Annotated in this window: 18 protein-coding genes; 9 read left to right on the forward strand and 9 right to left on the reverse strand. The window is 72.7% G+C overall.

The window, feature by feature from the left end:
- Positions 1–19: 19 nt before the first annotated feature.
- The 6 genes from PIR53_06670 to PIR53_06695 all read left to right on the forward strand — a co-directional run bounded on the left by PIR53_06670 (position 20) and on the right by PIR53_06695 (position 6,091).
- Positions 20–1,048 (forward strand): methionine ABC transporter ATP-binding protein, encoded by a 1,029-nt coding sequence (locus PIR53_06670; GenBank protein ID WZH53671.1) that lies wholly within the window; start codon positions 20–22, stop codon positions 1,046–1,048.
- Positions 1,048–1,713, forward strand: coding sequence for an ABC transporter permease (locus PIR53_06675; protein ID WZH53672.1), 666 nt, complete (start codon positions 1,048–1,050; stop codon positions 1,711–1,713). The genes PIR53_06670 and PIR53_06675 overlap by 1 nt, the downstream gene beginning before the upstream one ends.
- A gap of 80 nt (positions 1,714–1,793) precedes the next feature.
- The gene (locus PIR53_06680; GenBank protein ID WZH53673.1) at positions 1,794–3,350 is read left to right on the forward strand and encodes a UDP-N-acetylglucosamine 1-carboxyvinyltransferase; all 1,557 of its coding nucleotides are present in this window, start codon (positions 1,794–1,796) and stop codon (positions 3,348–3,350) included.
- A 69-nt stretch (positions 3,351–3,419) separates the two neighbouring features.
- Positions 3,420–4,247, forward strand: a complete 828-nt coding sequence (locus PIR53_06685; protein WZH53674.1) for a glycerophosphodiester phosphodiesterase — start codon at positions 3,420–3,422, stop codon at positions 4,245–4,247.
- On the forward strand, positions 4,244–5,617 hold the full coding sequence (locus PIR53_06690; GenBank protein ID WZH53675.1) for an MFS transporter: 1,374 nt from the start codon (positions 4,244–4,246) through the stop codon (positions 5,615–5,617). Before PIR53_06685 ends, PIR53_06690 begins: the two co-directional genes overlap by 4 nt.
- Before the next feature lie 105 nt (positions 5,618–5,722).
- Entirely contained in the window at positions 5,723–6,091 is a 369-nt protein-coding gene (locus PIR53_06695; protein WZH53676.1) for an RNA polymerase-binding protein RbpA, read from the forward strand.
- A 23-nt stretch (positions 6,092–6,114) separates the two neighbouring features.
- On the opposite strand, the gene PIR53_06700 is transcribed toward PIR53_06695, so the two are convergent.
- The 7 genes from PIR53_06700 to PIR53_06730 all read right to left on the reverse strand — a co-directional run bounded on the left by PIR53_06700 (position 6,115) and on the right by PIR53_06730 (position 13,349).
- Positions 6,115–6,669, reverse strand: a complete 555-nt coding sequence (locus PIR53_06700; protein ID WZH53677.1) for an FxsA family protein — start codon at positions 6,667–6,669, stop codon at positions 6,115–6,117.
- The gene (locus tag PIR53_06705) at positions 6,666–7,427 is read right to left on the reverse strand and encodes a polyprenol monophosphomannose synthase (GenBank protein WZH53678.1); all 762 of its coding nucleotides are present in this window, start codon (positions 7,425–7,427) and stop codon (positions 6,666–6,668) included. Before PIR53_06705 ends, PIR53_06700 begins: the two co-directional genes overlap by 4 nt.
- Entirely contained in the window at positions 7,424–9,082 is a 1,659-nt protein-coding gene (lnt, locus tag PIR53_06710) for an apolipoprotein N-acyltransferase (protein WZH53679.1), read from the reverse strand. Before lnt ends, PIR53_06705 begins: the two co-directional genes overlap by 4 nt.
- A gap of 406 nt (positions 9,083–9,488) precedes the next feature.
- Positions 9,489–9,905, reverse strand: coding sequence for a hotdog fold domain-containing protein (locus PIR53_06715; protein WZH53680.1), 417 nt, complete (start codon positions 9,903–9,905; stop codon positions 9,489–9,491).
- Positions 9,902–10,669, reverse strand: a complete 768-nt coding sequence (locus PIR53_06720; protein WZH53681.1) for an OAM dimerization domain-containing protein — start codon at positions 10,667–10,669, stop codon at positions 9,902–9,904. The genes PIR53_06715 and PIR53_06720 overlap by 4 nt, the downstream gene beginning before the upstream one ends.
- Positions 10,666–12,243 carry a lysine 5,6-aminomutase subunit alpha gene (locus PIR53_06725; GenBank protein ID WZH53682.1) on the reverse strand — a complete coding sequence of 526 codons (1,578 nt, stop codon included), beginning with the start codon at positions 12,241–12,243 and terminating at the stop codon, positions 10,666–10,668. Before PIR53_06725 ends, PIR53_06720 begins: the two co-directional genes overlap by 4 nt.
- The gene (locus tag PIR53_06730) at positions 12,240–13,349 is read right to left on the reverse strand and encodes an L-erythro-3,5-diaminohexanoate dehydrogenase (protein ID WZH53683.1); all 1,110 of its coding nucleotides are present in this window, start codon (positions 13,347–13,349) and stop codon (positions 12,240–12,242) included. Before PIR53_06730 ends, PIR53_06725 begins: the two co-directional genes overlap by 4 nt.
- A 166-nt stretch (positions 13,350–13,515) precedes the next feature.
- On the opposite strand from PIR53_06730, the gene PIR53_06735 reads away from it, so the two are divergent.
- Positions 13,516–14,907, forward strand: a complete 1,392-nt coding sequence (locus PIR53_06735; protein WZH53684.1) for a lysine 2,3-aminomutase — start codon at positions 13,516–13,518, stop codon at positions 14,905–14,907.
- 20 nt (positions 14,908–14,927) lie between these two features.
- Here PIR53_06735 and PIR53_06740 read toward each other — a convergent pair whose 3' ends face one another.
- The gene (locus PIR53_06740; GenBank protein ID WZH53685.1) at positions 14,928–15,365 is read right to left on the reverse strand and encodes an Lrp/AsnC family transcriptional regulator; all 438 of its coding nucleotides are present in this window, start codon (positions 15,363–15,365) and stop codon (positions 14,928–14,930) included.
- A 60-nt stretch (positions 15,366–15,425) separates the two neighbouring features.
- On the opposite strand from PIR53_06740, the gene PIR53_06745 reads away from it, so the two are divergent.
- Positions 15,426–16,364: a 5'-3' exonuclease H3TH domain-containing protein gene (locus tag PIR53_06745; protein ID WZH53686.1), complete on the forward strand. Its 939-nt coding sequence runs from the start codon at positions 15,426–15,428 to the stop codon at positions 16,362–16,364.
- A 219-nt stretch (positions 16,365–16,583) separates the two neighbouring features.
- Entirely contained in the window at positions 16,584–17,243 is a 660-nt protein-coding gene (locus PIR53_06750) for an SDR family oxidoreductase (GenBank protein ID WZH53687.1), read from the forward strand.
- Here the strand turns inward: PIR53_06750 and PIR53_06755 are convergent.
- On the reverse strand, positions 17,224–17,793 hold the full coding sequence (locus PIR53_06755) for a GNAT family protein (GenBank protein ID WZH53688.1): 570 nt from the start codon (positions 17,791–17,793) through the stop codon (positions 17,224–17,226). The two genes, PIR53_06750 and PIR53_06755, sit on opposite strands and share 20 nt — an antisense overlap.
- Positions 17,794–17,800 lie beyond the last annotated feature (7 nt).

Consider the following 17,800-nt stretch of genomic DNA (forward strand, 5'->3'; position numbering starts at 1 on the left):
TCGTTCCCAGGAGGACGACATGGCACTCGTGGAGTTCCGCGACGTGCGCAAGGTGTTCCCCGCCACCCAGCGGGGAGGCAAGGACGTCGTCGCCATCGACGGCGTCGACCTCGACATCGAGCGTGGCGACATCTTCGGCATCGTCGGCTACTCGGGGGCGGGCAAGTCGACCCTCGTGCGCCTCATCAACGCCCTCGAGCCCGCGACGTCGGGCTCGATCACCGTCGACGGCCGCGAGGTGACCGGCATGGGCGAGCGCGAGCTGCGCGCCCTGCGCCGGGACATCGGCATGATCTTCCAGCAGTTCAACCTGTTCACCTCCCGCACGGTGTACGCCAACGTGGCCTACCCGCTGCAGGTCGCGGGTGTCCCGAAGGCCGAGCGCCACGAGCGGATCGCGGAGCTGCTGTCGTTCGTCGGGCTCATCGACAAGGCGGGGCACTACCCCGACCAGCTCTCCGGCGGGCAGAAGCAGCGTGTGGGCATCGCCCGCGCGCTCGCCACCTCCCCCACGCTCCTGCTCGCCGACGAGTCGACCAGCGCGCTCGACCCGGAGACGACGCAGGAGGTGCTGGGCCTCCTCAAGCGCGTCAACGAGGAGCGCGGGATCACGATCGTCCTCATCACGCACGAGATGGACGTCATCCGCACGATCGCCGACAAGGTCGCCGTCATGGAGGCCGGTCGCGTGATCGAGCAGGGCCCCGTCTACGACCTGTTCTCCGACCCGCAGCACCCGGCGACGCGACGCTTCGTCTCCACCCTCGTGGACGACCGTCCCGACGACCGGGCGCTCGCGGTGCTGCGCGAGCGCCACGCCGGCCGCTTCGTGACCCTCGCGGTGCGCGACGCATCGGTGCGGCAGTCCGACCTGTTCGCCGAGCTCATCGCCCGGGACGTGCGGTTCGAGCTCGTCTACGGCGGGATCGAGGAGATCCAGGGCCGCACGTTCGGCAACCTGACCCTGGCGCTGTCCGGCGACGACGCGGCGATCGACGCCGCCCTCGACGCCATCCGCGCCCACGTCGAGATCTCGGAGGTGGCGTGATGGGTGACACCCGGCTCTTCGAGCTCGGCCCCGACCTGTGGGAGGCCTTCGGCCAGACCCTGACGACCGTCGCGATCGCACTGTTCTTCGGCGTCCTCGGGGGCACGGTCATCGGGCTGGCGCTCTACACGACGCGCTCGGGCAACCTGTTCGCGAACCGTCCGGCGTTCGTCGTGCTCAACTTCGCGGTCAACTTCTTCCGCCCCATCCCGTTCATCATCTTCATCGCCGCGGTGCAGCCGCTCGCACGGGTCGTGGTGGGCACCGGCTTCGGCATCAAGGCCGCGATCTTCGCGCTCTCGCTGGCCGCGGCGTTCTTCATCAGCCGCGTCGTGGAGCAGAACCTCTTCGCCGTCGATCCCGGCGTGATCGAGGCGGCGCGGGCGATGGGGGCGAGCCGGCCACGGGTGCTCTTCACCGTCCTCATCCCGGAGGCGCTCGGACCGCTCATCCTCGGCTACACCTTCGCCTTCGTCGCGATCGTCGACGCCTCCGCGGTCGCCGGGTTCGTCGGCGGCGGCGGTCTGGGCTACTTCGCGCAGAGCTACGGGTTCGGGTCGTTCGACACCGTCGTGACCTGGGCGACCGTGCTCATCATCGTGGCGATCGTGCAGCTCGGGCAGCTCCTCGGCAACGTGCTCGCGCGCAAGGTGCTGCGGCGCTGACGGGAGGGTCGTCGGGGGCCCGGGACACGCCGTACCCGGAGCGAATTGCCTTATCTCATATCTGAGATACCTTGGTGCGCATGACTGTCACCCCGACGACCGAACTCGCCGACCCGGCGGACTACAAGCGTCGCATCGGCAAGCTCATCCGTGACGCCCGCATCCACCGCGGGCTCACCCAGGCGCAGCTCGCCGACCTCCTCGCCACCTCGCAGAGCGCGATCAACCGCATCGAGCGGGGCCACCAGAACCTCTCCCTCGAGATGGTGGCGCGCATCGGCGCCGCGCTCGACTCCGAGATCGTCGCGATCGGCTCCGGCCCCACCCACCTGCGGGTGACCGGGCCGACGACCCTCTCGGGCAGCATCGACGTCAAGACCTCGAAGAACGCCGGCGTCGCGCTGCTCTGCGCGAGCCTCCTCAACCGGGGCCGCACGACGCTGCGCAAGGTCGCGCGCATCGAGGAGGTCAACCGCCTGCTCGAGGTGCTGGAGAGCCTCGGCGTGCGCACGCGCTGGCTCAACGCGGACAACGACCTCGAGATCGTGCCGCCGGAGCACCTGGACCTCTCGAACATCGACGCCGCGGCGGCACGCCGCACCCGGTCGATCATCATGTTCCTCGGCCCGCTGCTGCACCGTCTGGAGGAGTTCGAGCTGCCGTACGCCGGCGGCTGCAACCTCGGCGAGCGCACCGTGGAGCCCCACATGACGGCGCTTCACCACTTCGGCCTCGAGGTGAAGGCGACCGACGGCGCCTACCACGCGGCCGTGGGCCGCGGCATCGGTCCGGCCAAGCCGATCGTGCTCACGGAGCGCGGCGACACCGTCACCGAGAACGCCCTGATGGCAGCGGCCCTCCACCCGGGCACGACGGTCATCCGCAACGCGTCGTCCAACTACATGGTCCAGGACCTGTGCTTCTACCTGCAGAAGCTCGGGGTCGACGTCGAGGGCATCGGCACGACGACGCTCACGGTCACCGGCCGGGAGCGCATCGACGTCGACGTCGACTACGCGCCGAGCGAGGACCCCATCGAGGCCATGTCGCTGCTCGCGGCCGCCATCGTCACGGAGTCCGAGATCACCATCCGCCGCGTGCCGATCGAGTTCCTCGAGGTCGAGCTCGCCACGCTCGAGGGCATGGGCCTGCGCTACGACCGCTCGGAGGAGTACGTCGCGCTCAACGGCCACACGCGGCTGGTGGACCTCACGACCCACCCCTCGGAGCTGCAGGCCCCGCGGGACAAGGTCCACCCCATGCCCTTCCCAGGCCTCAACATCGACAACCTGCCCTTCTTCGCCGTGATCGGTGCGGTGGCGAACGGCCAGACGATGCTCCACGACTGGGTCTACGAGAACCGCGCGATCTACCTGACCGAGCTCACCAAGCTCGGCGGCAACGTGAAGCTGCTCGACCCGCACCGCGTGCTGGTCGAGGGCCCGACGCACTTCTCGGGCGCCGAGCTGATCTGCCCGCCGGCGCTGCGCCCGGCGGTCGTGATCCTGCTGGCGATGCTCGCGTCCAAGGGCACCTCGGTGCTGCGCTCGACCTACGTGATCCACCGCGGCTACGAGGACCTCGCCGAGCGGCTCAACCAGCTCGGCGCGAACATCGAGACGTTCCGCGACATCTGATCCCCCACGGATCGGGCGAAGACCGCCGGTGTCCCCCACCGCGCGGTCCGCCCGGTCTAGGGTGACGCCGTGAGCCCCTCAGCGTCGCGGCCGGCCACGGGGTTCGCCTATCTCGACGGACCTCACGACGAGCACCGCACCCGCCCCCTGGCGTTCGCCCACCGCGGCGGCGCCGAGCACCCCGACCTCCACGGTCTGGAGAACACGGTGCGGGCGTTCGAGCACGCGGTGGAGCTCGGCTACGGCTACCTCGAGACCGATGTGCAGGTGACGGCGGACGGCGAGCTCGTGGCGTTCCACGACACGATGCTCGACCGCGTCACCGGCTCGTCGGGGTCGATCGGCGACCTGACCGCCGCCGAGGTGGCCGCGCTCCGGGTCGGCCACGGTGGTCGCGTCCCGCTGCTCACCGAGCTCGTCGAGCGCTTCCCCACGGTGCGGTTCAACATCGACCTCAAGTGCGACCGCTCCCCCGCGGCGCTCGCCGCGTTCGTGGCCGAGCACGACCTGTGGGACCGCGTGCTCGTCGGCTCCTTCGCCCGCCGCCGCATCGCCGAGTTCCGCCGCCTCACGCGCCGCCGGGTGCCGACCGCCGCCCACCGCGGCGAGATCGTGGCCTACCTGTTGCTCCCGGCGCGGCTCGCCGCCCGGGTGACGCCGGGCCGTCCCGCCGCGCTGCAGGTACCGGTACGCCGCGTGCTCCCCATCGTCACCCCGCGTCTGCTGCGTCGGGCCCACGCCGCCGGCCTCCACGTGCACGTGTGGACCGTCGACGAGCCCGCGGAGATGCACCAGCTGCTCGACCTGGGGGTCGACGGCCTGATGACGGACCGCACCGACCTGCTGCGCGCCGTGCTCGAGGAGCGCGGCGCCTGGCCCCACGAGGAGGACCGATGAGCACCGTCGAGGCACCCGCGGCCACCAACCCCTATGCGGGGCGTCGCTGGCCCGTCGCCGCCTGGGGTCTGTGGGACTGGGGGTCGGCAGCGTTCAACGCCGTCATCACGACCTTCGTCTTCACCGTCTACCTGACCGCGGAGGACGACGCGGGCGAGCCCCTGTTCGGCTCCGGCGTCGACACCAAGCTGGGGTGGGCGCTGGCGGCCGCCGGCGTCCTCATCGCGCTGCTGGCTCCCCTCACGGGCCAGCGCGCCGACCGCTCGGGACGGCGCACCTTCTGGCTCGCGGTCCACACGGGCGTCGTCATCGTCGCGTCGGCGCTCATGTTCTTCGTGACGCCCGAGCCCAGCATGCTCCTGCTCGGCCTCTTCCTGCTCGCAGCGGGCAACGTCTTCTTCGAGCTCGCCTCGGTCAACTACAACGCGATGCTCAACGAGATCTCGACGCCGGCGACCGTCGGCCGCATCTCGGGGCTCGGCTGGGGCCTGGGCTACCTCGGCGGCATCGTGCTGCTGCTGTTCGTCTACTTCGGCTTCATCAACCCCGAGGTCGGGCTGTTCGGCGTGACCGGCGAGAACGGCCTCGACGTCCGCGTGACGATGCTGGCCTGCGCCATCTGGACCGCCGTCTTCTCCCTGCCCGTGATCCTGACGATCCGCGACGCCCCGCGGGGCGCCTCCGAGAGAGTCGCGGGTCCGCGGACGGGCATCGTCGCGTCGTACCGGCACCTCTTCGCGACCGTCGCCGACCTGTGGCGCACCGATCGCAACACGGTCTACTTCCTCGGCGCCTCCGCCGTGTTCCGGGACGGCCTCGCCGGCGTCTTCACGTTCGGCGCCGTGCTGGCGGCCGGCAGCTTCGGGTTCTCCGCCGGCGGCGTCATCATCTTCGGTGTCGCCGCCAACGTGGTCGCGGGCATCGCCACCATCCTGTTCGGACTGCTCGACGACCGCATCGGCCCGAAGCGGGTCATCGTCGGGTCCCTCTCCGCGATGTGCGTCGCGGGCCTCGTGCTGTTCGTGCTCCACGACGGCGGCAGCACGGTGTTCTGGATCTTCGGCCTCGTGCTCTGCATCTTCGTCGGCCCTGCCCAGTCGGCGTCCCGGTCGCTCCTCGCCCGTCTCATCCCCGAGGGCCGCGAGGGCCAGGTCTTCGGCCTGTACGCGACCACGGGCCGTGCGGCCAGCTTCCTCGCGCCCACCGCGTGGGCGGTGGCGCTCACGGTCGCGGCCGGGGTCACGGGCCGGTCCTCCGACGACGTCCAGTACGCCGGGATCCTCGGCATCCTGCTCGTGCTGCTCGCCGGGCTCCTCCTGCTGCTGCCGGTCAAGGCGCCTCGGCCGGGGCAGCCCCGCCCGACGGCGTGACCCGTCCGGGGCGAGTTTCGGGAATCGTCGCGCGGCCAGTACCGTTGACAACTTGGCGCAGCAATGCGCCACCCCGAACGACGACCGGAGAGGTGGAGGTGCCGCATGGCTGAGCGCACGCTGCGAGGGGCACGACTGGGGGGTCAGAGCTTCGAGGACGAGCGCGGCATCGAGTTCGCTGCTCGCCAGCAGGTCGGGTACCGCTGCAAGCAGGGCCACGAGTTCGAGATCACGATGTCGGTCGAGGCCGACATCCCCGCCGTGTGGGAGTGCCCACGCTGTGGGTCCGAGGGTCTGAGCACCGCCGGGATCCTGCCCGAGGAGAAGGCCGAGAAGCCGGCCCGCACGCACTGGGACATGCTGCTGGAGCGCCGCTCCGAGGCCGAGCTGGAGGAGATCCTCACCGAGCGTCTCGACCTGCTGCGCGGCGGCGAGATCGGCCCGGCGCACCTGCACCGCACCCGCAAGGGCTGATCCCTCCGGGCGGGTGCCGAGGCTCAGTCCTCGACGACCTCGCCCTGCACGACATCCCCGCCACCGGCCGGCTTCCGGCCGGGTCCGGTGGTGGGCCACGAGCCCGTCGGTACGCCGTACCGACGGGCTCGTCGCATGAGCAGGGCCCGCACCGGTGTGCGCACGAGGCGCCGTCCGAGCACGAGCAGGATCCCGACGAGCCCGTTGACGAGACCCGGCAGGATCATCAGCACGGCGCCGACGAACACGAGGACGCCGTCGAGCAGCTCGTCCGCCGGCGGGCGACCCTCGCGGGTGGCCGCCATGGCGGCCTGCCAGGAGCGGCGCCCCGCGCGTGCGAGCACCACGAAGCCCAGCACCGTCGAGCCGAGCACGAGCAGCACGGCGAGGGGCACCCCGACGAAGTCGGCGACCAGCACGAACGCGCCGACCTCGACCACGACGCCGACCAGGAGCGGCAACGTGAGCCGCAGGGCGCGCAGGCGCGCGCGGCGCACCGCACCCGGGGGCAGGTCGTGACCCACCGTCGGGTCGGGCCCGTGCCGCGGATCGGGGCCGGCCCCCAGGGGCTGGCTCACGACGCGCGGCGGCGGTCGCGGAAGCGGCGCAGCTGGCTGCGACGTTCGCGCAGGCCCCAGCGGGTGATGCGGGACAGCGACTCGGACGCCACGGAACCCGTCATCTTGGAGTCGCCGCGCTCACGCTCGACGAACTCGATGGGCACCTCGACGACCCGCAGGCCGTTCTTCACGGTGCGCCAGGTCAGGTCGGTCTGGAAGACGTAGCCCGTCGACTCCACGGAGGCGAGGTCGATCTTCTCGAGCGTCGTGCGCCGGAAGAGACGGAAGCCGGCGGTCGCGTCGCGCACCTTCATGCCGAGCAGGAGCCGCACGTAGAGGTTGCCACCCCGGGAGAGCAGCATCCGCGACCGCGGCCAGTTCACGACCGAGCCGCCCGGCACCCACCGGGACCCGATGACCAGGTCCGCGCCCTGCAGCGCGTCGAGGAGGCGGCCGAGCTGCTCCGGCTGGTGGGAGCCGTCGGCGTCCATCTCCCCGATCACGTCGTAGCCGCGCTCGAGCGCGACGGCGAAGCCGTGCAGGTACGCCGCGCCCAGACCCTCCTTGGCCGTGCGGTGCACGACGGAGACGGACGGGTCGGCCGCGGCCAGCTCGTCGGCCAGGCGTCCCGTGCCGTCCGGTGAGCCGTCGTCCACGACGAGCACGTCGAGGTCCGGCTGCGCGGCACGCAGCCGACCGACGATCCGCTCGATGTTGAGCGCCTCGTTGTAGGTGGGGACGACGATGACTCCTCGCCCGAGACCGCCGTTGGTCATCCGACTCTCTCCCTCGTGGTCGTCGCGGGACCCTCCCCCGCGGCGTCGTGCGCCTCGGCCCGCTCGTCCGGGGCCGCGCCGGCGGACTCCTGCCCGCCGGAAGGCGTCATGCTACGTCGCGGGAACCGGCCCCGGAGCAGCCCACCCAGGGCGGCGAGGAGCGTGGTGGCACCGAGCACGACCGCGATGCCCGCGCCGTACCGCATCGCCGGCGAGACGGCGTCGTTCAGCACCACCTCGCCGGACACGACGCCCTGGGTGCGGGTGTCGATGGTCCGAGCGACCGAGCCGTCGGGGCGGATGATGCCACTGACGCCGTTGATGGCGGCGACGACGAGGTACTTGCCCGACTCCAGCGCCCGCATCCGCGTCATCTCGAACTGCTGGTCGATCTGGTGGGTCCGGATGAACATGGCGTTGCTGGTCTGCACGGTGAGCATCTCGGCGCCGGCGCCGACCTGCGCGCGGAACCCGTCGTCGTACGCGACGTCGAAGCAGATCGCGTTGCCCACCTGCACGCCGGCGACGTCGAGCGGGGAGGTGCGCTGGCCCGAGAGCATGTCGCGCGGGATGAGGTCGAAGTCCTCCACCACGGAGGTGAACCAGGCGTTGCGGAAGGGGATGTACTCGCCGAAGGGCACGGGGTGCCGCTTGGCGTAGCGGTCCCCCGGTCCGGTCGTCGGGTCCCACACGATGCCCTGGTTGAGCACCTGGTCGTCGTCGACGGCGTCGACCATGCCGCCGACCACCACCGGCACGCCCACCGCGGACACCGCGGCGTCGATCTCGGTGCGGGTGCGACGGTCGAGGAACGGGTCGACGGCGGTGGAGTTCTCGGGCCAGACGACGAACCGCGGCTCCGGCTCCTCCCCGGCCTCGACGGCGGCGCCGAGCTCGATGGTGGTGTCGACGTGGTTCTGCGTCACCTCGCGGTGCACGGGGACGACGTCGTCGCCGGCTCCCGGGACGTCCCCCTGCACGGCGGCGACCTCGACGACCTCGCCGCCCCGGGGCACCTCGTACGGCCGCACCGCAGCGAGCAGCACGACGGCGCCGACGGCGACGTACGGCGCGACCATGCCCCCGAGGACCCGCCGGTCCCGGAGGGCGGCGTTCCCGCCCGTACGGCGCAGCTCCGCCACCCGCACGACGACCCAGGCGGTCACGGTCCCGAGCAGGGCCACCACGAACCCGACCCCGGCGGTGCCGACGTAGGGCAGGAGCGGCGCGAAGCCGGTGTCCATCACGCCGAACGCCAGCCGGCCCCACGGGAAGCCGCCGAACGGCCACCCGGCGCGGAGCTCCTCGTAGGAGACCCACGCGGCGGCCACCCAGAGCGGCCAGCCGGGCAGGCGCTGCACGAGGGCCACGACGGGCCCGAGCAGCAGGAAGTAGGCCGTCTCGATCAGCGACAGGGCGATCCAGGCGTCCGTGCCGACCGCCCGCATCCACCACAGCAGGGAGAAGGAGAACACCCCGCCGAAGATCACCCCGAGCGCCGCGGCGGCCGGCAGGCGGGCGCCGCGGAGGGCGAGCGTGAGGCCGAGGAGGGCGAGGGGCCCGGCCAGCACGAGGCCGACCGGGGCGAACATGCAGGTCGTGACGCCGCCCGCGACTGCGGCGAGAACCGCGCGACGGCGGAAGGTGACGACCACGAGGAGACGGTAGCCCAGGAGCCGGCGTCCAGCAGGGCGGAGGGGGTCGCCACGGCCTTCGGACCGACGTGGTCCCGACCGGATGCCAGGCTCACGAAGTTGTCTACGGACCGCGGACCCCCTCCGCATCCACCACCACGGTGCAGCTCCCTGGTGACCGTGCGGACCGACCGGGAAGTGGTGCGCGACCCGTCGGCCCACCCGCTCGCGCTCCAGGACCCCACGCGCGTGCTGCTCAGGTGAACGCGGGCCAGCCTTCCGGTGACCGGCCGGTGGTGTCAACCTGGGGCTGACCTGCGACGACGGGGTGTCATCGCAGGTCAGCGCCCCCGTCGCGGACCGCAGGTTCCCGCCGCGATTTTGCGACCTCCCGGCGTGTCGTACGACGACACGCCGGGGCGGTGCGCTAATCCGCAGCGGGGCCGGGGACGACGACGGTTCCCCGCGCGCTCGTCGCCACGAGCGGTGGGTCCAGCAGCCGGCTGGCGCCCGGCTGCGCGGCCGTGGGCTCGCCGCGGGCGACCACGGTCAGCACGAGGTCGAGCTCCCGGGACCGGCGACCGACGCGCACCAGCTCGGCCCGCACCTCGACGACGTCACCGGCGCGCACGGGCGCGTGGAAGCGCACGTCGGCGTAGCCCGCGAACAGCCCCTCGTCCCCGTCGGTGCGGATGCACATCTCCGTGGCCACGTCGCCGAACAGGGCGAGGCCGAAGGCGCCGTCGACGAGGCCGCCGGCGTAGTGGGCGTGGCCGTGGTCGACGTAGCGCCGGTGGACGACGACCGTGCCGACCCGGGGGCCTTCCGGGCCCGGGCCGCTCACGCCGCGCTCCGCACGTGGTGGACGAGGTAGCTGGCCACCTCCGCCGGGGTCGTGCCGCGGGCGAAGATGCGGTCGACACCGAGCTCGCCCGCCATGCGCTCGTCGAAGCGGGGGCCGCCGACGACGAGGAGGGGACGCCGCTCGGGCGCGCAGGCCTCGCGGAACGCCGCCGACATCTCGCGGGTGTTGAGCAGGTGGGCGTCGCGCTGGGTGACCACCTGGGAGACCAGCACGGCGTCGGCCTGCTCCGCGAGGGCGACCTCGACGAGACGGGGCACCGCGACCTGGGCGCCGAGGTTTACCACCTTGATCTCGCGGTGGTACTCCAGGCCCTTCTCCCCCGCGAACCCCTTGATGTTGAGGATCGCGTCGATGCCCACGGTGTGGGCGTCGGTGCCGATGCACGCCCCGACGACGACGAGACGGCGACGCAGCCGCTCCCGGATCGCCAGGTCGATCTCCTTCGAGCCGAGCAGGGGGTAGTCGCGCTCGACCACCTCGACCTTCGCCGTGTCGACGAGGTGGCGCACCTTGCCGTAGACGACGAAGAACGTGAAGTCCGGACCCATGGGCTTGGCGTGCACGACCATCGCGGGGTCCATGCCCATCTGGTGGGCCAGCTGCTCGGCGGCGCCCTCCGCGACCTTGTCGTGGGGCAGCGGCAGGGTGAAGGACACCTGCACCATGCCGTCGCCGGTGGTGTCGCCGTAGGGGCGCACGAGGCGCCCCGCGCGTGCGGGCGGCGGGTCGGTCGGCTGCGTCATGCGGGCTCCTCCTCGAGCAGCTCGGTGGCGGGGTTGTGGTAGCCGGCGGCGCGCTCGGCGACGCCGTCGAGACCCCGGCCACCGTCGGCCGGGCGCCGCATCAGGCCGAAGGTGCCGTTGGCGATGGCGTCGAGCAACCCGTGCTCGTGGTCGCAGATGCGCTCCATGAGGTCGATGGACTCGTCCAGCACCTGGTGGGCGCGCTGGACGATCACGCCATCCGGAGCCGGGTGGAAGTCCTCGTGCAACCGCCCCGCGGCGTCGAGCACGTAGCGGACGTTCTGCAGCGCGAGGTCGCGGTCGGAGAGGAACGGGGTCACGACGGCCTCGGTCATCATGCCGACGAGGAGGATCCCCTGGCCGGTGAGCGCACCCGCGAGGTTGAAGAACCCGTCGAGGAGGTAGCCCCGGAACACGTCGCCGGTCATGTGCCGCGTCGGCGGCATCCACTTGAGCGGGGCGTCGGGGAAGAGCTCCCGCGCCAGGAGCGCGTGCGCGAGCTCGAGGCGGAACGAGTCCGGGACGGCGGGATCGATCTCGAACGCGTGCCCCAGGCCGAGCAGGTCGTCGGAGAGGCCTGCCTCGCGGGCGAAGTACTCGTTGAGCAGCTGGCTCGTCGTGACCGTGTGGGCGGCCTCGATCGCGTCGGCCGTCGTCAGGTAGTTGTCCTCGCCGGTGTTGATCACGATGCCGGCGCGGGCGTGGACCTGGCGGCTGAACCGCTGGTCGACGAACGTGCGCACCGGGTTGATGTCGCGGAAGAGGATCCCGTACATCGAGTCGTTGAGCATCATGTCGAGCCGCTCGAGGCCCGCCAGCACGGCGATCTCCGGCATGCACAACCCGCTCGCGTAGTTGGTGAGCCGCACGTACCGGCCCAGCTCGCGGCTGGTCTCGTCGAGCGCCGCCCGCATGAGCCGGAAGTTCTCCTGCGTCGCGTAGGTGCCCGCGAACCCCTCCCGCGTCGCCCCCTCGGGCACGTAGTCGAGGAGGCTCTGCCCGGTGCTCCGGATGACCGCGATGACGTCGGCCCCCTCGCGGGCCGCGGCCTGCGCCTGGGGGATGTCCTCGTGGATGTCGCCCGTGGCGACGATGAGGTAGATCCACGGCTGGCGCGGCGCGTCGCCGATCGTCGCCAACAGGTGGTCGCGCTCCGCCCTCCGGGCGTCGACGCGGGCCAGCCCGTCGCCGACCTGCCGCCGCGCCGCCGTGCGCGCCCGCTCCGCGTCGGGGCCGGCCGGCAGCCGGAAGCGCACGGAGCCCGCGGCCGCCTTCTGCGCCAGCACGCCCAGGTCGTCCGCCTCCCCGCGCACGAGCGCGTCCCAGACGGGCAGCGCGACGCCGTGCGGGAGCGCGTCGTCCCCGAGGTCGGCCTGCACCGCGTCGAGGAGCAGGTTCGCCCACGGCGTCCCGTCGGGGTCCGCGCCGGCCAGTCCGGCCAGCCGGAGGGTCGCCCGCTCGACCGCGACCGTCGTGTGCGCCCTCGCGAGCTCGACCACGGGCGCGCCGACGCGGGCAGCGAGGGCCCGGGCGCGCCGTACGGTCTCCTCGGGGAGGCCCAGCTTGCCGCTCATCGGTGGCCCCCGCGGGCCTCGACCAGGGCGCGCGCCGCCGGCTGGCGGCGCACGAGGTCGAGGGCGTACGCCGCGTGCCCCGGCACGTAGCCGTTGCCGACGAGCATCGTGACGTCCGCCGCCAGCCCCTCCGCCCCCAGCGCGGCGGCGGTGAAGGACGTGGCCATCGAGAAGAAGACGACGGTGCCGCCGTCGGCGGTCGCCAGCACGGCGCCGCCCTCGCAGCCAGGCACGTCGACACAGACGACGGTGACGTCGGCCGGTCCCCCGCCGGCGGCGACCGCGTCGCGGAGGGCGAGGGGGTCGCGCGCGTCGGCCACGACCACCGCGTCGGCGAGCCCGCTGGCCTCCAGGGCCTGCTGCTCCGCGGCGTGGGGCACGACACCGACGGTGCGGGCCGCCCCGGACTCGCGGGCGGCGGCCAGCGAGAGCGAGCCGGACTTGCCGGCCCCGCCCACGACGGCGACGACGGGAGCGCTGCCGCGCTGCGCCCGGTGCTGCTCGACGACCCGCCGGGTGAGGGCCGGAGCCCCGCACACGTCGAGCACCGACAGCGCCAGACCCGCCGGCAGGTCCTCGGGCAGACGGGCGACGACCGAGCGGCCGAAGAGGATCGCGTGACCCTCGGTCGGCACCTGCTCGCCGGCGCCGTCCCAGCGCTCCAGCCCGTCGGTGAGGGCCAGCGGGGTGAGGCTGAGCGAGACCAGCGTGGCGACGCGGTCGCCCACGGCCAGACCGAGCGGGGAGTCGGGACCGACCTCCTCGACCGTGCCGAGGAGCATGCCGCCCGAGCCCGTCACCGGGTTCTGCATCTTCCCGCGCTCCGCCACGATGCCGAGCACCGTGGCGCGGAGCGCGGCGACGTCCAGCTCGTCGCGCGCACCGGCGTGCTGCTCGCGCAGCTGGCGGTACGACGCCGCGTCGAGGTTGAGGCGCTCGACCTGCACGCGCACCTCGTCGGGCCACAGGTCGGCGCGGGCGTCGAGCCGGTGCGCGGCCTGCGGCAGCACCAGCGGACGGTCGAGCACACGGTGGACGCCGACCGGATCGGCGGTCGCGGCGCTCGTCGCTCGCGCGACCGGAGCGTGCACGGCGGGGACGGTCATTCCTTCTCCTCTGGACGGCCTCGAACCGAAGGATTTGCGGTCACGGTGTCGACATGACACAGAAACTCCGCCTACTGTGGCATGGTTCACGCCACGCGGGCAATCGTCCGCGCCGACGCGACGCCGCGAGATCCGCGCTCACGTCGCCCACCACCGAAGGAGTGCCATGAGCGTCGACACCTCGATCACCCTGGCGACCGGGCAGCCGTACCCCTACCGGCGCGCCGAGCTGGTCGAGCCCGACTGGCGGCGGTTCCCCGGCTGGCGGGACGTGACCGAGGCCGAGTGGCGCTCCGCGCAGTGGCAGCGGGTGCACTGCGTCAAGAACGTGAAGCAGCTCCGCGAGCTCGTCGGCGACCTGCTCGACGAGTCGTTCTTCGCCGACCTCGAGCGCGACCAGGCCGAGCGGGCCACGATGTCGATGCTCCTGCCGCCGCAGATGGTGAACACGATCGCGCCGGACCTCGCGCCCGCCGGTCCGGGCTCGCTGACGGAGGCGTGGCTGCGCGACCCGGTCCGGCACTACATGCTGCCCGTGTTCTCCGACCGTCGCGCCGACTGGCCCTCCCACCCGCACGCGAGCCGCGACTCCCTCCACGAGCACGACATGTGGGCGACGGAGGGGCTGACGCACCGTTACCCCACGAAGGTGCTGGCCGAGGTCGTGCCGACCTGCCCGCAGTACTGCGGGCACTGCACCCGCATGGACCTGGTCGGCAACTCCACCCCGACCGTCACCAAGCTGAAGTTCGCGACCAAGCCCGCGGACCGGCTCGAGGACATGCTGGACTACCTGCGCCGTACGCCGTCGGTGCGCGACGTCGTGGTCTCCGGCGGCGACGTGGCGAACCTCCCCTGGCCCCGCCTCGAGGCGTTCCTGTCGGCCCTCCTGGAGATCGAGAACGTGCGGGACATCCGGCTCGCGACGAAGGCGCTCGTCGGCATGCCGCAGCACTGGCTGGGCGACGACGTGCGCGCGGGCGTCGAGCGCGTGGCCCGTACGGCGCGGGACCGGGGCGTCGCGCTGGCGATGCACACCCACGCCAACCACGCGGCCTCCGTGACGCCGCTGGTCGCCGAGGCCACCCGGGCGATGCTGGACGCGGGACTGCGCGACGTGCGCAACCAGGGCGTGCTCCTCGACGGCGTGAACGCCGACCCGCACGCGCTGCTCGACCTCTGCTTCCGGCTGCTCGACGGCGCCGGCATCACGCCCTACTACTTCTACATGTGCGACATGATCCCGTTCGCCGAGCACTGGCGGGTCTCCGTCGCCGACGCGCAGCGGCTCCAGTCGGCGATCATGGGCTACCTGCCGGGCTTCGCCACGCCGCGCATCGTCTGCGACGTGCCCTTCGTGGGCAAGCGCTGGGTGCACCAGGTCGCGTCGTACGACGAGGTGCGGGGCATCAGCGGCTGGACGAAGAACTACCGCACGACGCTCGAGCAGGACGACCCCGAGGCGCTGGAGCGCCACTACTCCTACTACGACCCGATCCACACGCTGCCCGCCGAGGGCCAGGAGTGGTGGCGGGCCCAGGTGGCGGCGTCGGTCTGATCGCCTCGCTCACGACCGCGTCAGGAGACGGTGCGGTTCTCGTAGAACGTCGTCAGCACGATGGTGGTGCGGGTCGAGACGTTCGCCGCGGCGCGCACGCGGGCGAGGAGGTTCTCGAGCTCCGCGGGCGTCGCCGTGCGCACCTTGAGGATGTAGGACTCCTCCCCCGCCACCGACCAGCACGACTCGATCTCGGCGATGCCGCGCAGGCGCTCCGGGGAGTCGTCGGGCTGCGAGGGATCGATCGGACGGATCGAGATGAAGGCCGTCAGGGGCTGGCCGAGCTGGTCGTAGTCGACCGTCGCGCCGTACCCCTTGATCACCCGCCGCTGCTCGAGCCGCTTGACCCGCTGGTGCACCGCGGACGTCGACAGCCCCGTGGCGCGACCGAGGTCGGTGAAGGACATCCGGCCGTCCTGGGCCAGGAGGGCGAGGATCTTCCGGTCCGTCTCTTCCACGGCCGACACGTTAGGGCATCACGGCCCGCGCGGGCCGTTGGACCGTGGCAGGATCGCGGCGTGCCGACCCGAACCCCGCGCCTGCTCCTGCTCGACACCGCCTCGCTGTACTTCCGGGCGTTCTTCGGGGTGCCCGACTCCATGCGCGCCCCGGACGGCACGCCGGTCAACGCGGTGCGGGGACTGATGGACTTCATCTCGCGGCTGACGGACGAGTACCGGCCGACCCACCTCGCCTGCTGCTGGGACGACGACTGGCGCCCGCAGTGGCGCGTCGACCTGCTGCCGAGCTACAAGGCGCACCGCGTGGTCGAGGAGCGGACCGCCGACCCGGACGTCGAGGAGGTGCCCGACCCGCTGCAGCTGCAGGTGCCGATCATCCGCGACGTGCTCGCCGCGTGGGGGCTGCCCGTCGTCGGCGCCCCGGAGCACGAGGCGGACGACGTGATCGGCACCCTGGCCACCGACGCGGGGATGCCCGTCGACGTCGTGACGGGCGACCGCGACCTGTTCCAGCTCGTCGACGACGTGGCCGAGGTGCGGGTGCTCTACACGGCCCGCGGGGTCGGTCGCCACGAGCGGGTCACCGAGGACGTGGTGCTGGAGAAGTACGGCGTGCGCGCCGACCAGTACGCCGACTTCGCGACCCTGCGCGGCGACACCTCCGACGGGCTGCCCGGCGTGAAGGGCGTCGGGGAGAAGACGGCGGCCACCCTGCTCGGCCGGTTCGGCGACATCCCCGGCATCCGCGCCGCCGCCGAGGACCCGGCGGCCGACATGGCGCCCGGGGTGCGGGCGAAGGTGAAGGAGGCCGCGCCGTACCTCGACGTGGCGCCGACCGTCGTCGCCGTCGTGCGGGACCTCCCGGTGCGCGACGTGGACCTGACGCTCCCGTCGGCGCCGGCGGACCCTGACGCCGCCGCGGCGCTCACCGAGCGCTGGGACCTCGGCTCCAGCGCCACCCGCCTCACCGAGGTGCTCGGGGCGCTCGACGCCTGACCCTGGGTTCGCCGAGTTGTCACGTACGCCGCGGTTCTGGCGTCGAGTTGGGTCGTACGCCGCGGCTCAGGCATCGAGATGGGTCGTACGCACGGATCGATCCAGCCGGAAAGCCCAACTCGACGATCCTGCCGCGTCGTTCGTCCCAACTCGACGACCCAACCGCGGCGTACGTGACAACTCGGCGCGGAGTTACAGGGCGTCCGTACGGTGGAGCGCATGGCACGCATCGCAATCGTCGGAGGAAATGGTCAGATCGCGCGGCTCCTGCACCCCCTGCTGGTGCAGGCGGGGCACACGCCGGTGGCACTCGTGCGCACGGCGTCCTACGCCCCCGACCTCGAGGCACTCGGTGCCGAGGTCGGCATCCTGGACATCGAGAACAGCCGCCCCGAGGACTACGCGGCCGCGTTCAAGGGTGCCGACGCCGTCGTCTTCGCCGCGGGCGGCGGGCCCGACGGCAACGCCGAGCGCAAGCGCACCGTCGACCTCGGCGGCTCCCTCGGCTCCATCGCCGGCGCCCGTCAGGCCGGCGTCGAGCGCTTTGTGCAGATCTCCGCGATCGGCGTGGACCAGCCGGTCCCCGACGACACCGAGCCGGTGTGGAAGGAGTACGTCGCGGCCAAGCGCGACGCCGACAAGGCGCTCCGCGCCTCGGGCCTGCACTGGACGATCATCCGGCCGGGCCGTCTGACGGACGACCCGCCGACCGGCACCGTCACCCTCGCGCCCGAGGTCGAGCGCGGCGACGTCACCCGCGGCGACGTCGCGGCCGTCGTCGCCACCGTGCTCGACGAGCCGACGTCCGTCGGCCACCAGTGGGAGCTCGTCGGCGGCACGACGGCGATCGTCGACGCCGTCAGGTCCGCGACCGCCTGAGACCCGTCTCCAGCGACACCCGACCCTCGCCCGGCCGGCCCGCCGGGCGGGGGTCCGTCGCGAGGAGGGCCATGGTGCGCACGTCGAACCGCTCGTCGCCGTACCGCAGCTTCGCCCGCTCGACGCCCTCCGGCACGAAGCCGACCGCCTCCGCAACCGCGCCCGACGCCGGGTTGTTCGTGCGGTGCCCGAGCTCGAGCCGGAACAGGTCGAGGTCGGCGAAGGCCCACTCCACGACCGCCGCCAGCGACCGCCGGACGTGACCCCGGCCCCGCACCGCGCCCGAGCTGAAGTAGGACACCCACGCCGTGCCGTGCCGCCGCGACACCGACGTCAACGCCACGTTCGCGACCGGCACCCCGTCGGCGACCACGGCGAGCGGGTACTGCTCCCCCGCCGCGGGGTCCGGCTGCCACGCCAGCATCCGCTCGAGGCAGGCCGCCGCGTCGGCGAGCGTCCGCACCGGCCACGGGTACTGCGTGTCCAGGTCCGTCGACGCCGTGAAGATCTCCAGCACCGCCGGCGCGTCCTCGCGGCGCCAGGGCCGCAAGAGGAGC

Source organism: Nocardioides alkalitolerans, from assembly GCA_038184435.1.
Classification (GTDB): Bacteria; Actinomycetota; Actinomycetes; order Propionibacteriales; family Nocardioidaceae; genus Nocardioides; species Nocardioides alkalitolerans_A.